This window comes from Ferruginibacter albus (assembly GCF_020042285.1).
GTDB classification, from domain to species: domain Bacteria; phylum Bacteroidota; class Bacteroidia; order Chitinophagales; family Chitinophagaceae; genus Ferruginibacter; species Ferruginibacter albus.
In genome coordinates, this window is sequence record NZ_CP083388.1 from 3,321,429 (window position 1) to 3,339,590 (window position 18,162).

Annotated in this window: 15 protein-coding genes; 11 read left to right on the plus strand and 4 right to left on the minus strand. The window is 37.9% G+C overall.

Annotation, left to right across the window (positions count from 1 at the left end):
- The first annotated feature begins 138 nt into the window (after nucleotides 1-138).
- Nucleotides 139-1,143, plus strand: a complete 1,005-nt coding sequence (locus K9M53_RS14190; RefSeq protein ID WP_224016084.1) for a hypothetical protein — start codon at nucleotides 139-141, stop codon at nucleotides 1,141-1,143.
- Nucleotides 1,144-1,170: 27 nt separating this feature from the next.
- On the plus strand, nucleotides 1,171-1,551 hold the full coding sequence (locus K9M53_RS14195) for a T9SS type A sorting domain-containing protein (protein ID WP_224016086.1): 381 nt from the start codon (nucleotides 1,171-1,173) through the stop codon (nucleotides 1,549-1,551).
- Between the two features lie 275 nt (nucleotides 1,552-1,826).
- On the opposite strand, the gene uvrA is transcribed toward K9M53_RS14195, so the two are convergent.
- From uvrA to K9M53_RS14215, 4 genes are all read right to left on the minus strand, one after another.
- Nucleotides 1,827-4,691, minus strand: coding sequence for an excinuclease ABC subunit UvrA (gene uvrA / locus K9M53_RS14200; RefSeq protein WP_224016089.1), 2,865 nt, complete (start codon nucleotides 4,689-4,691; stop codon nucleotides 1,827-1,829).
- 154 nt (nucleotides 4,692-4,845) lie between these two features.
- Nucleotides 4,846-5,166 carry a DUF3467 domain-containing protein gene (locus tag K9M53_RS14205; RefSeq protein WP_224016092.1) on the minus strand — a complete coding sequence of 107 codons (321 nt, stop codon included), beginning with the start codon at nucleotides 5,164-5,166 and terminating at the stop codon, nucleotides 4,846-4,848.
- Between the two features lie 78 nt (nucleotides 5,167-5,244).
- Nucleotides 5,245-7,353 (minus strand): ComEA family DNA-binding protein, encoded by a 2,109-nt coding sequence (locus K9M53_RS14210; protein WP_224016096.1) that lies wholly within the window; start codon nucleotides 7,351-7,353, stop codon nucleotides 5,245-5,247.
- Nucleotides 7,337-8,176, minus strand: a complete 840-nt coding sequence (locus K9M53_RS14215) for a PorV/PorQ family protein (protein ID WP_224016099.1) — start codon at nucleotides 8,174-8,176, stop codon at nucleotides 7,337-7,339. Before K9M53_RS14215 ends, K9M53_RS14210 begins: the two co-directional genes overlap by 17 nt.
- Nucleotides 8,177-8,259: 83 nt before the next feature.
- On the opposite strand from K9M53_RS14215, the gene K9M53_RS14220 reads away from it, so the two are divergent.
- The 9 genes from K9M53_RS14220 to K9M53_RS14260 all read left to right on the plus strand — a co-directional run bounded on the left by K9M53_RS14220 (nucleotide 8,260) and on the right by K9M53_RS14260 (nucleotide 17,986).
- On the plus strand, nucleotides 8,260-9,132 hold the full coding sequence (locus K9M53_RS14220) for a bifunctional 5,10-methylenetetrahydrofolate dehydrogenase/5,10-methenyltetrahydrofolate cyclohydrolase (RefSeq protein WP_224016101.1): 873 nt from the start codon (nucleotides 8,260-8,262) through the stop codon (nucleotides 9,130-9,132).
- 128 nt (nucleotides 9,133-9,260) lie between these two features.
- Nucleotides 9,261-9,893, plus strand: coding sequence for a 7-carboxy-7-deazaguanine synthase QueE (locus K9M53_RS14225; protein WP_224016104.1), 633 nt, complete (start codon nucleotides 9,261-9,263; stop codon nucleotides 9,891-9,893).
- 32 nt (nucleotides 9,894-9,925) lie between these two features.
- Nucleotides 9,926-11,857: an OmpA family protein gene (locus K9M53_RS14230; RefSeq protein ID WP_224016106.1), complete on the plus strand. Its 1,932-nt coding sequence runs from the start codon at nucleotides 9,926-9,928 to the stop codon at nucleotides 11,855-11,857.
- Nucleotides 11,858-11,875: 18 nt separating this feature from the next.
- A complete protein-coding gene (gene dprA / locus K9M53_RS14235; RefSeq protein ID WP_224016109.1) occupies nucleotides 11,876-12,976 on the plus strand; it encodes a DNA-processing protein DprA in 1,101 nt (366 codons plus the stop codon).
- A gap of 68 nt (nucleotides 12,977-13,044) precedes the next feature.
- Complete coding sequence (gene guaB, locus K9M53_RS14240; RefSeq protein ID WP_224016111.1) at nucleotides 13,045-14,538, plus strand: IMP dehydrogenase; 1,494 nt, start codon at nucleotides 13,045-13,047, stop codon at nucleotides 14,536-14,538.
- A 119-nt stretch (nucleotides 14,539-14,657) separates the two neighbouring features.
- Entirely contained in the window at nucleotides 14,658-15,857 is a 1,200-nt protein-coding gene (locus K9M53_RS14245; protein WP_224016114.1) for a DUF4105 domain-containing protein, read from the plus strand.
- Nucleotide 15,858: 1 nt separating this feature from the next.
- A complete protein-coding gene (locus K9M53_RS14250) occupies nucleotides 15,859-16,656 on the plus strand; it encodes an alpha/beta fold hydrolase (protein WP_224016116.1) in 798 nt (265 codons plus the stop codon).
- Nucleotides 16,653-17,414, plus strand: a complete 762-nt coding sequence (locus K9M53_RS14255; protein ID WP_224016119.1) for an SDR family NAD(P)-dependent oxidoreductase — start codon at nucleotides 16,653-16,655, stop codon at nucleotides 17,412-17,414. Before K9M53_RS14250 ends, K9M53_RS14255 begins: the two co-directional genes overlap by 4 nt.
- Before the next feature lie 98 nt (nucleotides 17,415-17,512).
- The gene (locus tag K9M53_RS14260; RefSeq protein ID WP_224016121.1) at nucleotides 17,513-17,986 is read left to right on the plus strand and encodes a hypothetical protein; all 474 of its coding nucleotides are present in this window, start codon (nucleotides 17,513-17,515) and stop codon (nucleotides 17,984-17,986) included.
- Nucleotides 17,987-18,162 lie beyond the last annotated feature (176 nt).

Here is an 18,162-nt window from a genome sequence, read left to right on the forward strand (position 1 = left end):
TTTGCTTTATATCAAATAATTGTTATCCATAGTAGTTTCCGAACATAATCAGGGGTTTTTAATACAATAATTAATCTTCATTACCGTTTAAATCTTTTGCGCAGAGCAATCTGCATCCAAACGCCCAAAAGAATTTAAATGAAAAATCACCTACATCCGCTTATGAAAAAAGGCATATTTGCCTTGGCGCTATGTCTGTGCTTATTCACGAAATCTTTTTCTCAGCATTTTATTTTTGGTAACGAAAACTTTAAAGCAGAAGTTGGATTAAACTTTGGTCCTACTTTTTTCTTAGGAGATCTCGGAGGCGGTAAAGGTTATGGAACCAAATTCGTAAAAGATATAAATCTCTCCGTAACTAAATTAATGAAAGGCGGCTTTGTTTCGGTATATCCGAATAATTGGCTGGGCTTTCGATTGGCAGGTCAATACACTTATGTTGAAGGAAGAGATGACCTGATCCATAATTATGGTTCTGATGAACTGTATCGTAAACAACGGAATCTTGATTTTAAATCTGATATCTGGGAAGTATACGGAGCAGTGGAATTATTTCCTTTAATGTTAATGCATCAAAACATGGGAGATGACTATGCGCCCAGATTACGCCCTTATTTATTTGCAGGTGTCGGTGCTTTTCATTTTAACCCGGTAGGCTCATTGACTAACCCGGATGGAAGCACCACCTGGTATGATCTTAAACCATTGCATACAGAAGGTGAAGGCTTTGCGGAATATCCCGACAGAAAGGAATATAGTCTTACGCAAATGAACATTCCGTATGGAGGTGGCTTAAAATATTTTGTATCAGACAGAACAAATATTAGTTTGGAAGTTTTGTACCGGAAAACTTTTACGGATTATATAGATGATGTAAGTACATACTATATAGATCCTTCATTATTCGATAAATATCTTTCTCCGGCAGATGCAGCAATAGCAAAAAAGATAAATGATAAAACAGACGGGATATATGTTGCAGGCTCGAGCAGGTATACGCCTGGAGTACAAAGAGGCAATCCGAACAATACGGATGCATATTTTTCGTTTCTATTTAAGATCGGCTTTCGTTTAGGACCCATTTACGAAAGCAGTTTCGAAAGAAGAGCAATGAGGCAGACAAGCTGCCCGCACAGATATTAAGATCCGTACCCTACAAAACTGTAAACTATGAAACAGAAATTTCATGCAAATCAAGCCGTTTCAAAAGTTATAATACTTATTACGTGCTTTTTGCTGGTAATGATTTACAACCGCTCAAAAGCGGGCGATCACGACCCGGTTTTCACAAAAACAAGTTTAAAAAAATCTGCTGTTTTATTTAAGCAAAACGCAGATAGAAAAGAATTGACCGTATTGGTAAAGGCAGATATTGCCTCCCCATTACAACTGTATTTCTTTTCAGCTGATGGCACTTTGATCAAACAAATAGCCATCAACAAAGAAACTGAAACAACGCTGACAGACTTACAAAAAGGAACGTACTTGTACCAATGTTTCAGCAACGATTATCAGTTACAAAGCGGAAAGCTAACCCTGGAATATAAATAATAAACAACCCGTACCCTAAGTAGTTTTTGGCAAAGCGATCTAACAGAAGTTAAACCCCCGGGAACAAACGATGTACATTCTTGTACGATGAATGATGCCCCTGAAACCACAATTTTAAAAGACTTCGTTAACATCCTTTGCCAATTATTTTTTTTGACCTATGATCCTTGTACTATTAAATATTGTGGAATTTATACTGATGTATAGAATGTCTATCAATTCTACATTTTCATTATACTTTAGCAAGCCTTTAGATAAATAAAGCTAGAGAATTTCTATTTTAATTCTTCTTTCAGATACAATCCTGTATAACTTTCTTTTACTTTAATCAGATCTTCCGGAAGCCCTTCAAACAAAACCTGTCCGCCACCATCGCCGCCTTCAGGACCAATATCGATAATATGATCTGCTACTTTTATAACATCCATATTATGCTCAATTACTAAAACGGTATTGCCTCTGTCAACCAACTTTGTGATAACATCTATCAAATGTTGTATATCCTGAAAATGCAGTCCTGTTGTAGGTTCATCCAGGATGTAAAAAGTTTTACCGGTATCTTTCTTTCCTAATTCTGTACTTAGTTTTACACGTTGTGCTTCGCCGCCGCTCAATGTTACAGCACTTTGCCCAAGTGTTATATAGCCAAGCCCTACCTCTTGCAATACTTTTATTTTACGATAGATAAAAGGCACAGGTTGAAAAAATTCAACCGCTTCATCCACTGTCATATCCAGTACATCACTGATGGATTTTCCTTTGTAACGAATCTCTAATGTTTCTCTATTGTAACGTTTGCCATTACACTTTTCACAATGCACATAAACGTCGGGCAAAAAATTCATTTCGATCACACGCATACCGCCGCCTTCGCAAACATCACATCTTCCGGATTTTACATTAAATGAAAAACGCCCTGCATTGTAACCCCGAATCTTTGCTTCAGGCACTGATGCAAACAATGTTCTTATATCCGTAAAGAAGCCGCAATAAGTTGCCGGATTGCTGCGTGGTGTTCGGCCGATCGGTGCCTGGTCTATTTCAATTACTTTGTCTATATTCTCCAAACCTTTGATGCTGCTATATTCTAAAGGCGTAGCTTTTGATCCGTAACAATAATGACTTAATAACGGATACAGCGTATCATTGATCAAAGTAGATTTTCCGCTACCGCTTACACCTGTTACCAATATTAATTTTCCGAGAGGAAATTTTACACTGACATTTTTAAGATTGTTCCCTTTTACTCCTTTCAGCTCAATAAATTTTCCGTTGCCTTTTCTTCTTTCTTTCGGCACTTCAATTTTTTTCTTGCCGTGTAAGTATTGTGCGGTATCAGAATTAGAATCTAAAACAGTTTGCGGTGTTCCTTGTGTTACAATTTGGCCGCCATACTTACCCGCACGTGGACCAATATCTATTAAATGATCGGCAGCTAACATAATGTCCTTATCGTGTTCTACTACTAATACACTATTACCAATATCCCGCAGATTTTGCAGGGATGTTATCAATCGATGATTATCTCTTTGATGCAAGCCAATGCTTGGTTCATCTAATACATAAGTAATGCCTTGTAATTGTGAGCCGATCTGCGTTGCTAAACGTATGCGCTGCGATTCGCCACCACTCAATGTTCTGGAAGGACGATTTAACATGAGATATGTTAATCCAACATCTAATAAAAACTGTAAGCGCTCTCTTATTTCTTTCAATACATCCTTAGCTATGGCATTTTGCTTGTCATCCAAACGCAATTCAACTCCATCAAACCAGGCAGCGAGGTTATCTAAATTCATATCGCTTAGCTCAGCAATATTTCTTTTATCGATCTTAAACCAGATGCTTTCTTTTTTCAGCCTTGTACCGCTACAAGTACCACAGGTTTTTAATTCCATAAACTGCTCTACCCAATCACGTAAATGATCGGTACTTGCAGGAGATGAAAACCAACGTTTCAACATTGGAACAATACCTTCATAACTGCCGGTGTAAAATTCAGGAACCGTTTCATCACTCATGTCCATTTCCAGCTCAGGGTTAATTCCTTTATCACCGTGTAACAATAAATTCAATTGTGTTGGTGTTAGATCTTTTATCGGCTTATCTAAACTGATCTTATTTTTCTTTGCAAAATCAACCACTTGCTTAAAAACACTTGCTTCTCTTTCTTCACCCAATGGTACAATGGCACCATCTCTTACACTTTTTGATTTATCCGGAATCACTTCATCCATATCGATCGTGTAAACATTTCCTAATCCTTTACAAACAGGACAAGCTCCATAGGGAGAGTTGAATGAAAAACTGTTAGGAGAAGGTTCTTCGTAACTGATGCCGGTATCTTCACACATTAATTGTTTACTGTAAACAGCCAATGTATCATCATCATTCAATAAAACAAACATGAGCTCTTTACCAATTTGCAATGTTTTTTGTACGCTTTGGCTTAAGCGTACTTTCATATCATCGGTAACAGCCAACCTATCTACAACTACCTCTATATCGTGAATTTTATATCGATCTACCTGCATTTTTGGAGTAAGGTCTTTTACTTCTCCATCAATACGAACCTTTAAATATCCTTTCTTGCGAATGTCTTCAAAGAGTTCACGGTAATGCCCTTTACGTCCTCTTACCAAAGGAGCCAATAATGATATTTTTTTATCGCGGAATTTTTTAAAGATGTTCTCTACTATCTCTTCTTCACTAAACTTCACCATTCGTTTGCCGGTATTGTAGCTGTACGCTTCTCCTACTCTTGCAAACAATAAGCGCAGAAAATCATATATTTCGGTAACGGTACCAACAGTGCTTCGTGGGTTTTTATTGGTGGTTTTTTGTTCGATGGAAATCACCGGGGAAAGTCCTGTTATCTTGTCTACATCCGGGCGCTCCATATCGCCAACAAACTGGCGGGCATATGCCGAAAAGCTTTCCATATAACGGCGTTGCCCTTCATTATAAATAGTATCAAATGCCAGCGAAGATTTTCCACTACCGCTAACACCTGTAAACACTACTAACTTGTTCTTCGGAATTTTAATATCGATATTCTTCAGGTTATGCTCCCTTGCACCAAACACTTCAATCAGATCATTTTGCTCTACCGGTTGCGAAGCCTTTTTTTCTTTTGCCATGCGTACTTACTATGTTATCAAAGATACTAACAAGTAAGCGGGTTTAAAGTTTGAAGAAATAAAATAACAAATTCCAAAACCCAAGCTTCAAAATTTCCAATAAGGTAACCGTTGAATTAAAGGTGTTGGAATCTGCGCTCTGTTTGGCATTTAACTATGCTTGTGCTGTTGGTCCGCCGAATGTAAATGGAATTTCTACTGCTTCCATATCCTGGATAGTTCCATTTACTGCTTCAAACTTTTTAATGTTATCGGTAATGGCTTTCATAAAGCGCTTTGCATGAAATGGCGTTAATACAATACGGCTTTTTACTTTGCTTTTTGGAGTACCGGGCATCACGTTCACAAAATCAATTACAAACTCTGCATGACTGTGTGTAATAATAGCAAGGTTTGCATATTGCCCTTCGGACATTTCTTCAGAAATTTCTATATTGATTTGATTTGGCTGCGGTTCGTTCTTATTGTTGCTCATAATTATTTTTTAAAGGAGAACAAAGATAAGATTTCTGGCAGAGACAGCGAGAGGATGAAAGATATACGATCTTATATCCTAGAAACGATAAATCCCCTGTAGCGTAACTTCTGACTTTGTGTTGCCTTGAATTATGTCGTAGCCGCTACCGATGGTGTTTTGATCCTTATAGATCAACTGTGCCCATCTTGCCCATAAAGAAAGTCGTTTGCTTACATCATAATTAAGATTGACATAATAACGATAGCCTTTACCATAAAAAACAGGAATGGAATAACCGTACAACACTGTATTCTCAAAGGCATATATTCTTGAGTTATAACTATCTGTTTCAAAATATTGTAAACGTACACCACCACTTAGGCGGCTACCTTTAGGGTTATACAAAACATCCGCATACATTAAAAAGCCTGTTTCGGGCTCCGCATCTTCACTGGTTTTATACCAATCCGATTCCTGTCTTGCCCTAAATGTGATAACAGGTGATACTTTATAGCTTAGATCGATGCGCCAGTTTTGTATGTTGGCAGGCAGAACAGGATTTAAAATAAGATCATCAGGATTATAGTTCTTGGGCTTGGTTTCCGAGCGGTAACGCATGTATATCTGCAATTGCTTATTAGGTGTATAACTCACTTGTGCCTGGTAGTCGCTGCCTGTAGATGGAGCATCTACCAAAAACCGTAACCATGGAAACTTAAAAAAATCTGCGTAAGCGCTTATTGTCCATGTTCTGTTAGGATGAATAGATATGCCGCTATAAAAGCCTTCTTCATTTTCAGGTGTAGAGCTTTCAATAAAAGGATTGCCATAGATCGATTGATACGAAGGAGAAATATTCCGGTACAGGAAGCTCATATCAACCGTTGGATCAACACTGATCAATAATCCATCTACAAATGCATAATGGTTGGTGCTGGTAGTGGCTGCTTCTCCAAAGAAATGCATGTTTCTGTAAGTATAACTATAATCCACGCTATAGTTGCCAAACTTATCTCCGATGGAGCGATATAAATTATAGGGTGCTGTTGAAAAAGAATCTGTGCCTTTTGCCAAAGCTGTACTAAATATATACCGTACTGCATTGATGCCTATATGAAAGTTATCTTTATTGTACGATAAATTTCCACCAAAGCTTGTTTGCCCTATAACATTTTTATTTGCTAATTCTGTTTTGGTACGATGGTAGCCATCCACATCAATGCTTGAAAAATAATCATCTTGTGTTAGCGTGTCTGCACCGCTGTTAATGCTTCCATCTATTTTTCTGTAAGAACCAAATACCGTTGCTTCAAAATTATTTTTGCCTAATGTTATTCCTGCACCACGATTAAACAACACTTCACCCGGCGAGCTATAAGGCCGCAACACAGGTGATTGTCTTTTTATATTCATTACGTTGGCGGCACTTTTACCAAATGCCAGGCTTTGCCATTGTGTTAAACCTTGTCCCAGGTTCACTGTAAAATCGCCTAATGCCAATGCTTTTATAATACCGATATTTCTTGCAAATAAATGTGCGGAATAAAAATCAAATCCTTGCTTTTGACTTCCTTTAAATAATTCTTCACCCGCATCTTTCTCTGCCGTAAAACCGTACTGCAATAAATTTTTGTAATTGTATTTATAGCGAAGCAATAGATGATCAGGTGAGCCGGGATAAATATGATCGCTGCTATCCCCTTTAGGGTAATCGGTATAACCTCTTGATTTTTCCAACACACGGGTTTCTCTTACCAATAAAGAACTGTTGCCGCCTTTAAATCGTTGCCCTAATGTTGCCAATACATCAGCATTTGTATTTACAGTAACATAAGGAAGTATTTGAGCAATGGTGGCTACATCTAATGTGGGTATTGCCTGTAATTCATATATGCTGAGAAATTTGCCAAATACTTTTCTGTAAGAAATGATATTTTCAATTTGCAAAGGAGAAAGCAATTGCAAATCTTCCATTTCTTCTGCAGTGGCGGTATTTAAGTTTAAGCGATTGCGTGCATATTGGCGCAATAGCTGAATATAAGAATCATCTTCTGTTGCATTGTCGTCACTATTAGAAGTGGCGTTTTCTAATTGCTGATCCAATACAGGATTATCCTGCACATCCGGTATAGAATCTGCCACCTGTGCTTTTACACCGGAACCGGCTAAAAACAACACCAATAACAAACTATAAGCCCTTCTCATCTTTCTTTTTACCAAAATTTGCAATGAATAATAAACCCGGGGATAATCCTAATTGCGGGTGAAAACTACAACTGACATCTAACCGGTAATTGCTCCAGCCAACTCCGGCGCCGGCATAATAACTCGATGTACCCGAAGAAATGCCTGCCCGTGCAAAAAATATTTTATCAAACTGGTATTGTACTCCTGAATTGACATTAATGGGATAACCCTCTTCTTTCACTGCTTCCATGCTTATATAAAACTGGTTGGACGGTTCGTAACCCAATCCAAAAGAATAGGCAGAGGTTAATTTTTCATCTCCTTTAGAAAAGCTTCCTCCTACTGGATTATAAATATGAATACCTGCATTTAGCTGGTCGGTTAAATGTGCAATGGCACCGGCTTCAAAATTAATAGCACTGTTACTTCCGTAACTCGTTATGCTATACCCGTAATAATTAAACTGAATACCTACATCCAGGTTTTTGCCTAAGCTTCTTGCATAGGCTACTCCAAGCTGGTTTTCATTATAATCGGAGAAACCTGCATACTTAAGATCTATACCAAAATTCCCTTTGGACGTTGCAAATGCTGCAGCAGCTGTATATACACTTGTTTCCTGTAGCATAAATCTTCTTTCACCATACACACCTACGGAAACATCTTTTTGTTGTGCCAATGCTGCCTGGTTATTTGTAAAAGAAAACACATCCGTGTGCTGCGTGCTATATGCACTTAATCCAAGATAGATCGCAGAGATCGGCTCTCGTAACGATTGTGCAGATATTATAACGGGAATAAACAGCAGTCCAAGCAAGGGGTAAAACGCAAATTTTCTCAAAACAGTTCCTTTTAGTAGTGACAAGATAAGATAAATACTTAATTGAAAATACAATGCCCGTCAAATCTTAGTAATTTTGCGCCATGCAATTATTAGATGGAAAACTCGTATCGCAGTCAATAAAAGATTCACTAAAAACAAAACTCATTGAAGCGCAGTCCAAAGGCGCTAAAATACCGCACCTGGCAGCAATACTGGTAGGTAATAACGGCGCCAGTGAAACATATGTAGCCAGTAAAGTTAAAAACTGTGCTGAAATTGGTTTCAAAAGCACGCTTATACGTTTAGAAGAAAGTATTGACGAGGAAAAATTGATCGACGCCATTCAACAATTAAATGCCGACAATGACATTGATGGTATATTGGTTCAATTGCCTTTACCCAAACACATCAACGAAGAAAAAATAATCAATGTTATTCATCCGGGTAAAGATGTAGATGGATTTCACCCCATAAGCGTTGGAAAATTAGTACAGGGCTTACCAACCTTTGTGTCTGCAACACCTTATGGAATAATGTTGATGTTGGAACATTACAATATTGAAACCAAAGGAAAACATGCTGTAGTAATAGGAAGAAGTAATATTGTGGGTCGTCCCGCAAGTATTTTATTAAGCAGGAATACCAACCCGGGAAACTGTACCGTTACACTATGCCATAGTCATACCAAAAACTTAAAAGAGCTTTGTTTGCAGGCAGATATAATTGTAGCAGCATTGGGCAAACCTGGCTTTTTAACTGCTGACATGGTAAAAGAAAATGCAGTAGTGGTAGATGTAGGAATAACAAGGGTTCCTGATGCTGCAAAAAAATCGGGCTTTGCTATTAAGGGCGATGTAGACTTTGCCAATGTTGCACCTAAATGCAGTTATATTACTCCTGTTCCCGGTGGCGTTGGATTAATGACCATTGCGGCATTGCTGATGAATACATACAATGCTTCGTTACAGAAATAAAATATTATAGAACACTGATAAAGGGGATAATTATGATCAGCTCATTATTATTATAGAATTAGTGTTTCACTTTTTATCAATTGAAGAAAATAAAATTGGAAGTTGCAACCACGATATCATTACCAGTAATGGAACACTTCTACACCATCCAGGGTGAAGGTTACCATCAAGGCAAAGCGGCTTATTTTATCCGCCTTGGCGGCTGCGACGTAGGTTGTGTTTGGTGTGACGTAAAAGACAGTTGGGATGCAACAAAGCATCCCGTATTGGATATTGATGAACTGATATCGAATATTGAAAAAGATATCAAACGTCAAACGTCAGAGGTGAGACATGAAGTTGATCTTACTTCTCACGTTTCTCCTATTGCAGTCATAACCGGTGGCGAACCATTATTGCATGATCTAACCTATCTCACATCGGCTTTAAAAGAAAAAGGTTTTCAAACAAACATTGAAACGTCCGGCTCTTCGCCGTTAAGCGGCACATGGGATTGGATCTGTTTATCACCTAAAAAATTTAAAGCACCATTAAACGAAGTAGTTGCAGCAGCCAATGAATTAAAAGTAGTCATCTTCAATAAATCGGATTTTGATTGGGCTGAAAAATATGCCGCATTGGTTTCACCAACTTGTAAATTATACCTTCAACCCGAATGGGATAAAGCCGCTGTTATCACTCCACTTATTATTGACTATGTTAAAGCCCATCCAAAATGGGAACTGTCTTTACAGATACATAAATACATTAACGTACCTTAGTTATTGAATTTTAATATTGATAACTGAGCCAAATGAAAAAGAAATCGTTCAAATTACTTCTCCTTATATTTCACGTTACACTTTTCACACTTCACACTAATGCACAATGGTATGATCCTGATAAAGTAAATAAAAAAGTGGGCGACTTATATGCACAAGGCGTGCAGGAAGCACAATACGGGAATTATGCAGAAGCATTAACCTGGATAAACAAGGCTATAGCAATCGATAAAAAATTTGTTGACGGATATTTATCAAGAGCGGGCATTTATTCGGCGTTAAAAAATTACAGATCGTCCATGACCGATTTTGAAACTGCTTTTAAATTAGATTCTGTTTATACATATGAATATCATCTTCCCTATTCCATTTCTTTGGCTGGTGACGGACAATTTGAAAGAGCGCTGGAAGCTGTGAATATATTTTTAAGATCCGATAAAATAAATGAACAAAGCATAAAAGCGGGTAACTATCGTAAACGCACATACGAATTTGCAATTGATTATAAAAAGAAACATTCCGACAATAACTATGTTTTTGCCCCAAAGAATTTGGGCGACAGCGTTAATACAAAATTTGCCGAATATTGGCCATCAATAACTGTTGATGGCAAACGACTGGTTTTTACTCGAAGGCTAAGAGATGCAGACGAAGATTTTTTTGAAAGCGATCTTATTAATGGCACATGGAGCAATGCAACATCTTTATCAGGAAAAGTAAATACGAATTTAAATGAAGGCGCACAGAATATTTCCCAGGATGGCGAATGGCTTGTTTTCACCGGCTGTAATTATCCCGAAGGATATGGGAGTTGCGACCTGTACATTTCTCATAAAACAAAAGACGGCTGGAGCGAAGGACAAAATCTTGGACCGGCTATAAATACAGATGCATGGGAAACATCTCCATCCTTATCTCCTGATAAAAAAGACCTGTACTTTGCCAGCAATCGCAGAGGCGGGTATGGTAAAAGTGATATATGGGTAACACATCACTTAGCAAATGGCGATTGGTCTGCTCCGGAAAATCTTGGATCTGGCATTAATACAGAAGGCGATGAAGGATGTCCTTTTATGTATGCAGATAATCAAACATTATTTTTTAGCAGCAACAACTGGGATGGTTATGGCAGTACAGACTTGTTCTATTCTAAAAAATTAAATGACACTACCTGGAGCACACCTCAAAACCTCGGCTATCCTATCAATACGATTGATGATGAAGGCTCTTTAATTGTTGCAGCTGATGGCAAAACAGCTTATTATGCCAGCGATAGAAGCGATAGCAAAGGGCAATTGGATATATATAGTTTTGATCTGAGAGAAGACATCCGTCCGCCAAAAACATTATGGGTAAAAGGTAAAGTGTTCGATGCAAAAACAAAAGCAGGCTTACCTTCATCTGTACAACTAACCGATATCGTCACAAGGCAGATCATTAGCGATGTACAAACAAATGAAGTAGGCGATTATTTAGCTACGCTTCCCGTAGGAAAAGATTATGCGTTCAATGTAAACAGGAAGGGATATTTATTCTATTCTTCCAATTATAACATCAACATAAATACTACGGATTCCTTCTTTACTGCCGATATTCCGCTACAACCAATTGAGGCAGGAGCAAAGATCATTTTAAATAATATTTTCTTCGATTCTAAACAAAGCACGCTAAAATCCGGTTCCTTAATTGAGCTAGATAAAGTAGTTCAACTGATGGATGACAATCCCAAGCTGGTGATCCTAATAAGTGGTTATACCGATAATGTTGGTAAAGATGCAGACAACTTAAAGCTTTCTAACGATAGAGCCTTAGCGGTAGTCAACTATCTCTTATCAAGTAAAAAAATTGCGAAAGAAAGATTACAATACAAAGGTTTTGGTGCTTCTAATCCTATTGCAGATAATACAACAGAAGAAGGCAAAGCTCAGAACCGAAGAACGGAATTAACAGTCATCAGTAACTAAGAAAATTAAGCAGTCCGTATGAACAAAGATCTGCTATACCAAATAGCACTTACATTGGTGCCTAATATCGGCAATGTGCATGCCAAATCCCTGGTAACTATTTTTGAAAGCGCTGAAGCCGTTTTTAAGTCAAAGAAAAAAGACCTCGAAAATATTGAAGGCATTGGTGCAGTAAGAGCTAAAAGCATAAAAGAGTTTGACAATTTCCTTAGCTCCGAAGAGGAAATACAGTTTATTGAAAGATATAAGATCACTCCCCTGTTTATTAACGACGAGGTTTATCCTAAAAGATTGCTGAATTGTTATGACAGTCCGATATTATTATTTTACCGTGGCAATGCTGATCTAAATCATTCCAAAATAATTTCTATTGTAGGCACACGCACTAATTCCGATTATGGTAAAACCGTTTGCGAAAAATTAATTGAAGATCTAAGCAATGAAAATGTTTTAGTTATTAGCGGACTTGCTTTTGGTGTTGATACCATTGCTCATAAAGCCGCGTTAAAGCATAAGTTGCAAACCGTAGGCGTATTAGCGCACGGCTTAGACAGAATTTATCCCGCGCAAAACAAAGCCCTTGCCAAGCAAATGGTAGAGCACGGTGGCTTGCTAACTGAATTCCTAAGTAACACCGATCCGGGAAAACAAAACTTTCCAAAACGAAACAGAATTGTAGCAGGCATGAGCGATGCCGTAATTGTTATAGAAACCAGTAAAAAAGGCGGGTCATTAATTACGGCAGAATTAGGGAACAGTTATAATAAAGACGTTTTTGCCATTCCCGGAAGAACAACCGACAGTAAAAGCGAAGGTTGCAATTATCTTATTAAAAACAACAAAGCAGCCCTTATTACTTGTGCCGATGACCTGTTGGAGAACATGGGATGGAAAGAACATTCAAAATCATCACCCAAAAAACAAAGAGAATTATTCATTGAATTAAGTGAAGATGAGAGAATAATTGTTGACCTGTTGCGGCAGCATGAACAAATACATATTGATGAACTTTATTTTAAAACAGGATTAAGTAGTAGCGCATCGGCTGCGGCTTTACTGAGTTTGGAAATGCAGGGAATTGTAAACGTTTTACCCGGAAAGCTTTATAAATTAGTTTAGAGGCTAACATAGTTTAAGATGTTGTTTACCGGATTTTTGCCATTTATATTTTTCCTTTACCTTTGCACATGGCTACAATAAATAACTCCTCTGCGCAAAGCAAATCCAAAAAATTTTTCGGCGAAGGCCTAACGTTTGATGACGTTCTGTTAATGCCTGCATACAGCCAGGTACTGCCTCGTGATGTAAGTATTCATACTCAACTTACTAAAACAATTAAGCTGCATGTACCTATGTTAAGTGCAGCAATGGACACTGTTACGGAAGCATCTTTGGCTATCGCCTTAGCCCGTGAAGGCGGATTGGGTATCCTGCATAAAAACATGAGCATTGAAAAGCAGGCAGAACAGGTACGTAAAGTAAAAAGAAGTGAGAATGGCCTGATATTAGACCCTGTCACCTTAACCCCTGATGCTACTATTGGCGAAGCTTTACGGTTAATGAAAGAAAATAAGATCGGCGGTATTCCAGTGGTGGATGCACAACATAAATTAGTGGGAATTTTAACCAACCGTGACTTACGTTTTGAAACACATTATGAAAGCAAAGTAGGCTCCATAATGACAAAAGACAATCTTATCACAGCACCGGAAGGCACCAATCTTAAAAAAGCAGAAGCCATCTTCAAGCAAAATAAAATTGAAAAATTACCGGTAATAAATAAATCGGGCATTTTAATTGGTTTAATAACGTTTAGCGATATACTAAAACTAAAAAGCCATCCCAACGCCATCAAAGATTCTTACGGACGTTTATTGGTAGGCGCAGGCGTTGGTATAACAAAAGATATTCTAGACAGGGTTGATGCATTACATCGTGTAGGCGTTGATGTTATTTGTTTGGATAGTGCTCATGGACATACCAAAGGAGTGATGGACGCATTAAAAACCGTTAAGAAAAACTACAAAGGCTTACAGGTAATTGCCGGAAATGTAGGCACTGCAGCAGGTGCAAAAGCACTGGCAGATGCAGGTGCCGATGCTGTTAAAGTGGGCATTGGACCTGGTTCTATTTGTACTACACGTATCGTTGCCGGTACCGGCGTTCCTCAAATTACCGCAGTAATGGAAGCTGCAGCCGCATTAAAAAATAAAAATGTCGGTATCATAAGCGACGGCGGTATCCGTTATACAGGCGATATGGTAAAAGCCCTGGCAGCCGGCGCTAACTGTGTAATGATGGGAAATGTTTTTGCAGGTACAGAAGAAAGTCCAGGCGAAACGATTATCTACGAAGGAAGAAAATTCAAACAATACAGAGGCATGGGTTCTATGGGTGCGATGGCACAGGGCAGCAGCGATCGGTATTTCCAGGATGTAGAAGATGATATTAAAAAGTTTGTACCGGAAGGAATTGAAGGTCGTGTGGCATTTAAAGGACATCTACGTGAAGTGGTGCATCAGTTTACCGGTGGTTTGCGTGCAGGCATGGGTTATTGCGGTGCAAAAACAATTGCAGAATTACAAAATGCAACTTTTGTAAAAATAACCAATGCCGGTATAAAAGAAAGTCACGCACATGATATTGAGATCACTAAAGAAGCGCCGAACTATTCAAGATAATCAACCATTTAAAATTAGTACTTAATAATTTTTGTAACAAGCCGTTGTATTTCAATTAAGCATCGTTGTGTCACATTTCGTTCATCGGCATTGCTACTATTAAACTTTAATTGACTCGAATGTTTTTAAAATTTCTTTTTAAAAAGTTCAAATCAAAAACTTCAATTTTAAAAAAAGTAGCGACACTTTTAATTATTAATTATTCATTATTAATTACCAATTGTAACGCACAGGATTCCTCTCATATTCGCATATCGTTATTAACCTGCACTCCCGGGCAGGAACTTTATTCCATATTCGGGCATAGCGCTTTAAGGGTGATCGACAGTAGTCTTGCAGGCAATGACGGAAGAGACATCGTATACAATTATGGCACTTTTAATTTTGATGATAAGAACTTCTACATAAAATTTACAAGAGGCAAGCTGCTGTATTATGTTTCAATAGAATATTATGATGATTTTATAGGATTTTACCGATATGAAAATCGTGGTATCACCGAACAGGTTTTAAATTTCTCTCCTGAAGAAAAAATAAAGATCAATCAGGCATTGATTGAAAATGCCAAGGAGCAAAACAAGTACTATAAATACGATTTCTTCTTTGATAACTGTACTACCCGTCTCCGTGATATCATCAAAAAAAACAAACACCCTCAACCAATATTCAATGCTGTAATGCCCGTACACGCTACTTTCAGAGATGCCATCCATCAATACCTGGAAAAAGGCGGATTATTGTGGAGTCAATTGGGCATCGATATTTTATTAGGCGCAAAAACGGATGCAGTAATGACAGTTGAGCAATCGCAGTTCCTACCTGATAATCTGATGCGATCTTTGGACAACAACAGTAAGCAACTGGTTTTATCAGAAAAAATTTTAACTACTCCACACAATGACAAATTAGATAAACCTGTCTTCACTCCTTTTCTTTGTTTCCTGGTATTATTTGTATTTATCATCGGGCTAAGTTTTTATGAAACGGCTGCTGCCAGAAGATTTTTGCAAGGCTTTGATGGAATGTTATTTTTTCTCACCGGCGTTATTGGTGTTCTATTGATTTTAATGTGGACAGCCACCGACCATATTATGTGTGCCAATAATTATAACCTGTTATGGGCTTTACCAGCTCACAGCATCATGGCATTTTTTATCAACAGTAAAAAAAATTGGGTAAAAAAATATTATCTTATCACTGCAATCATATTAACCGTTCTATTATTGGCGTGGTTTTTTCTTCCACAACATTTAAATGTTGCATTAATGCCATTGGTATTACTGTTAATTGTTAGAAGTGTTCATACTTATATCAAGTAAGATGAAAAAAATTATTCTGTTTAAAGAAAAAGCTGTTGCCTACGAAATATCAGGACAAGGACTGCCCGTAGTTTTGATACACGGCTTTCCCGAAACAGGTGAATTATGGCATTATCAAAAAGATTTTTTAGCTCAGCAGTGTCAGGTCATCATCCCCGATTTGCCCGGCAGCGGAGCATCTCCATATAACGACCAGTTATCTACTATTGATGACTACGCAGAAGCAATAAAAGCAATCACTGATAATGAAAAGCTCGACCGGGTAGTTTTGATCGGGCATAGCATGGGCGGCTATATTTCATTAGCTTTTGCAGAAAAATATCCTCAATTGATCAAAGGCATTGGCTTGTTCCACTCTACAGCATTGGCAGATACAGAAGAGAAAAAACAAGCCCGTTTAAAAGGCATTGAATTTATCACCAACAACGGCGCTTTCCCTTTTGTAAAAACCAGCGTTCCTAATTCTTTCAGCGCTGATTTCAAAGATCAGCATGCTCATGAAGTAGAAGCCTTGATAGAAGCAGGAAAAAAATTTCAGCCTGAAGCATTGATACAATATTATCGTGCTATGATCGCACGCCCCGATAGAACCAGCGTATTAAAAGCCTGTAATGTTCCTGTTTTATTTGTTATTGGCGAACAGGATACAATTATACCAATGCAAACAGTTTTACCTCAAACTTATTTACCTTCTTTATCACACATACATATTTTACAAAATAGTGCACATATGGGTATGTGGGAAGAAACACATAAAGCCAATCAAATACTGTTAGATTTTTTAGAATCATTATCATGAATAAAATTGTTGTTATAACAGGGGCTACTTCAGGTATTGGAGAAGCCTGTGCACGTAAGTTTGCTGCAGACGGCGACAATATCATCATTACCGGCAGAAGAAGCGAACGCCTAAATCAATTAAAGCAACAACTTGAAAAAGAATTTGCAATAAAAGTAGTAGCCTTAAACTTTGATGTTCAAAATAAAGAAGAAGTATCCGCAGCTTTTTTAACCTTACCCGAGAACTGGAAAGCAATTGACATCTTAATTAATAATGCAGGGCTTGCATTAGGAAGAGATTATTTTGACGAAGCTGATATGAACGATTGGGAAACCATGTTGAATACAAATGTGCATGGCTTATTGTACGTAAGTAGAGCTATCCTACAGTTTATGATTACACGAAAAATAGGGCATATCATCAACATCAGCTCCACCGCGGGAAAAAACGTATATGAAAAAGGCAATATTTACTGCGCCACAAAACATGCAGTAGCTGCAATTAGTCAATCCATGCGCATTGACCTGCTGCGACATAATATAAAAATAACAGATATCTTTCCAGGAGCCGTACAAACCGAGTTTTCAAATGTGCGTTTCAAGGGAGATGATAAAAAAGCCCGTGAGGTATATGAAGGCATTACACCACTTTCCGCTACAGATGTAGCTAATAGTATATTTTATTGCACTTCACTTCCCCCTCACGTATGCATCAATGAACTGGTACTTACCTGCACACAACAGGCAGACTCTTTCTATATGTATAAAAATCAATAAGTTCCGCCCAAAAATATCTTTGCTCAATTAAATACTAAAAGCATATTCTTTTACGTTTAGTATATATAGTGTAGTCCACTTTAATCCGAACAAAGACCATGAACATCCGTATTCTATTAATAATCATTACCATAGGGCTATTTAGCATCCAGGCCAAATCTCAGGATGTGATCCGCCAATCAGCCTGCAGCGACCCCACCATCATTCACGAAGCAGACAGTGTTAAGCAAGAACTCATCAAACAAGGATTTATTGTAGTAAAAGAAGCATCCATGCAAATGGAAAGCGAATATGAAATGCCGGTTGTTGTTCCTTTAACGCAAGGCAGCTGGTACCAGTTTGTTTTTATTGGCGATGCTACTTCAAAATTATATGAAGTACGTATGTATGACTACGATGAAAGACAGGTAGCCTATCAAAAAAAGCAATGGGGCGATGTTGACGGCAACGTAATAAGCTACTCTTACATACCGCAATTTTCAGAATACCACATGATAAAACCTGTACAGGTAAATAAAAAGAAAAAGAACTTATGCGGTTATGTTATGTTACTTAAAAAAGTTAAAAACTAAACTATCTCTTTTTTGTGCTTGATTATAATGAAACACTGTGGCTTACCGCAGTGTTTTTTATTATAGGCTGTTGGCAATAATACTACTATTATCAGTTGCTCCTGCTTTTCGCTGCAAGTCCGCCACATCTCCACGCACACATCATCAGCGGGCTTTTCGCTTCACTCAGGCAGTCC

Excerpts from the sequence above, each read along its gene's own strand:
- K9M53_RS14190 (WP_224016084.1), top strand. The coding sequence starts at position 139 with ATGAAAAATCACCTACATCCGCTTATGAAAAAAGGCATATTTGCCTTG.
- K9M53_RS14195 (WP_224016086.1), top strand. The coding sequence starts at position 1,171 with ATGAAACAGAAATTTCATGCAAATCAAGCCGTTTCAAAAGTTATAATA.
- uvrA (WP_224016089.1), bottom strand. The coding sequence starts at position 4,691 with ATGGCAAAAGAAAAAAAGGCTTCGCAACCGGTAGAGCAAAATGATCTG.
- K9M53_RS14205 (WP_224016092.1), bottom strand. The coding sequence starts at position 5,166 with ATGAGCAACAATAAGAACGAACCGCAGCCAAATCAAATCAATATAGAA.
- K9M53_RS14210 (WP_224016096.1), bottom strand. The coding sequence starts at position 7,353 with ATGAGAAGGGCTTATAGTTTGTTATTGGTGTTGTTTTTAGCCGGTTCC.
- K9M53_RS14220 (WP_224016101.1), top strand. The coding sequence starts at position 8,260 with ATGCAATTATTAGATGGAAAACTCGTATCGCAGTCAATAAAAGATTCA.
- K9M53_RS14225 (WP_224016104.1), top strand. The coding sequence starts at position 9,261 with ATGGAACACTTCTACACCATCCAGGGTGAAGGTTACCATCAAGGCAAA.
- K9M53_RS14230 (WP_224016106.1), top strand. The coding sequence starts at position 9,926 with ATGAAAAAGAAATCGTTCAAATTACTTCTCCTTATATTTCACGTTACA.
- dprA (WP_224016109.1), top strand. The coding sequence starts at position 11,876 with ATGAACAAAGATCTGCTATACCAAATAGCACTTACATTGGTGCCTAAT.
- guaB (WP_224016111.1), top strand. The coding sequence starts at position 13,045 with ATGGCTACAATAAATAACTCCTCTGCGCAAAGCAAATCCAAAAAATTT.
- K9M53_RS14245 (WP_224016114.1), top strand. The coding sequence starts at position 14,658 with ATGTTTTTAAAATTTCTTTTTAAAAAGTTCAAATCAAAAACTTCAATT.
- K9M53_RS14250 (WP_224016116.1), top strand. The coding sequence starts at position 15,859 with ATGAAAAAAATTATTCTGTTTAAAGAAAAAGCTGTTGCCTACGAAATA.
- K9M53_RS14255 (WP_224016119.1), top strand. The coding sequence starts at position 16,653 with ATGAATAAAATTGTTGTTATAACAGGGGCTACTTCAGGTATTGGAGAA.
- K9M53_RS14260 (WP_224016121.1), top strand. The coding sequence starts at position 17,513 with ATGAACATCCGTATTCTATTAATAATCATTACCATAGGGCTATTTAGC.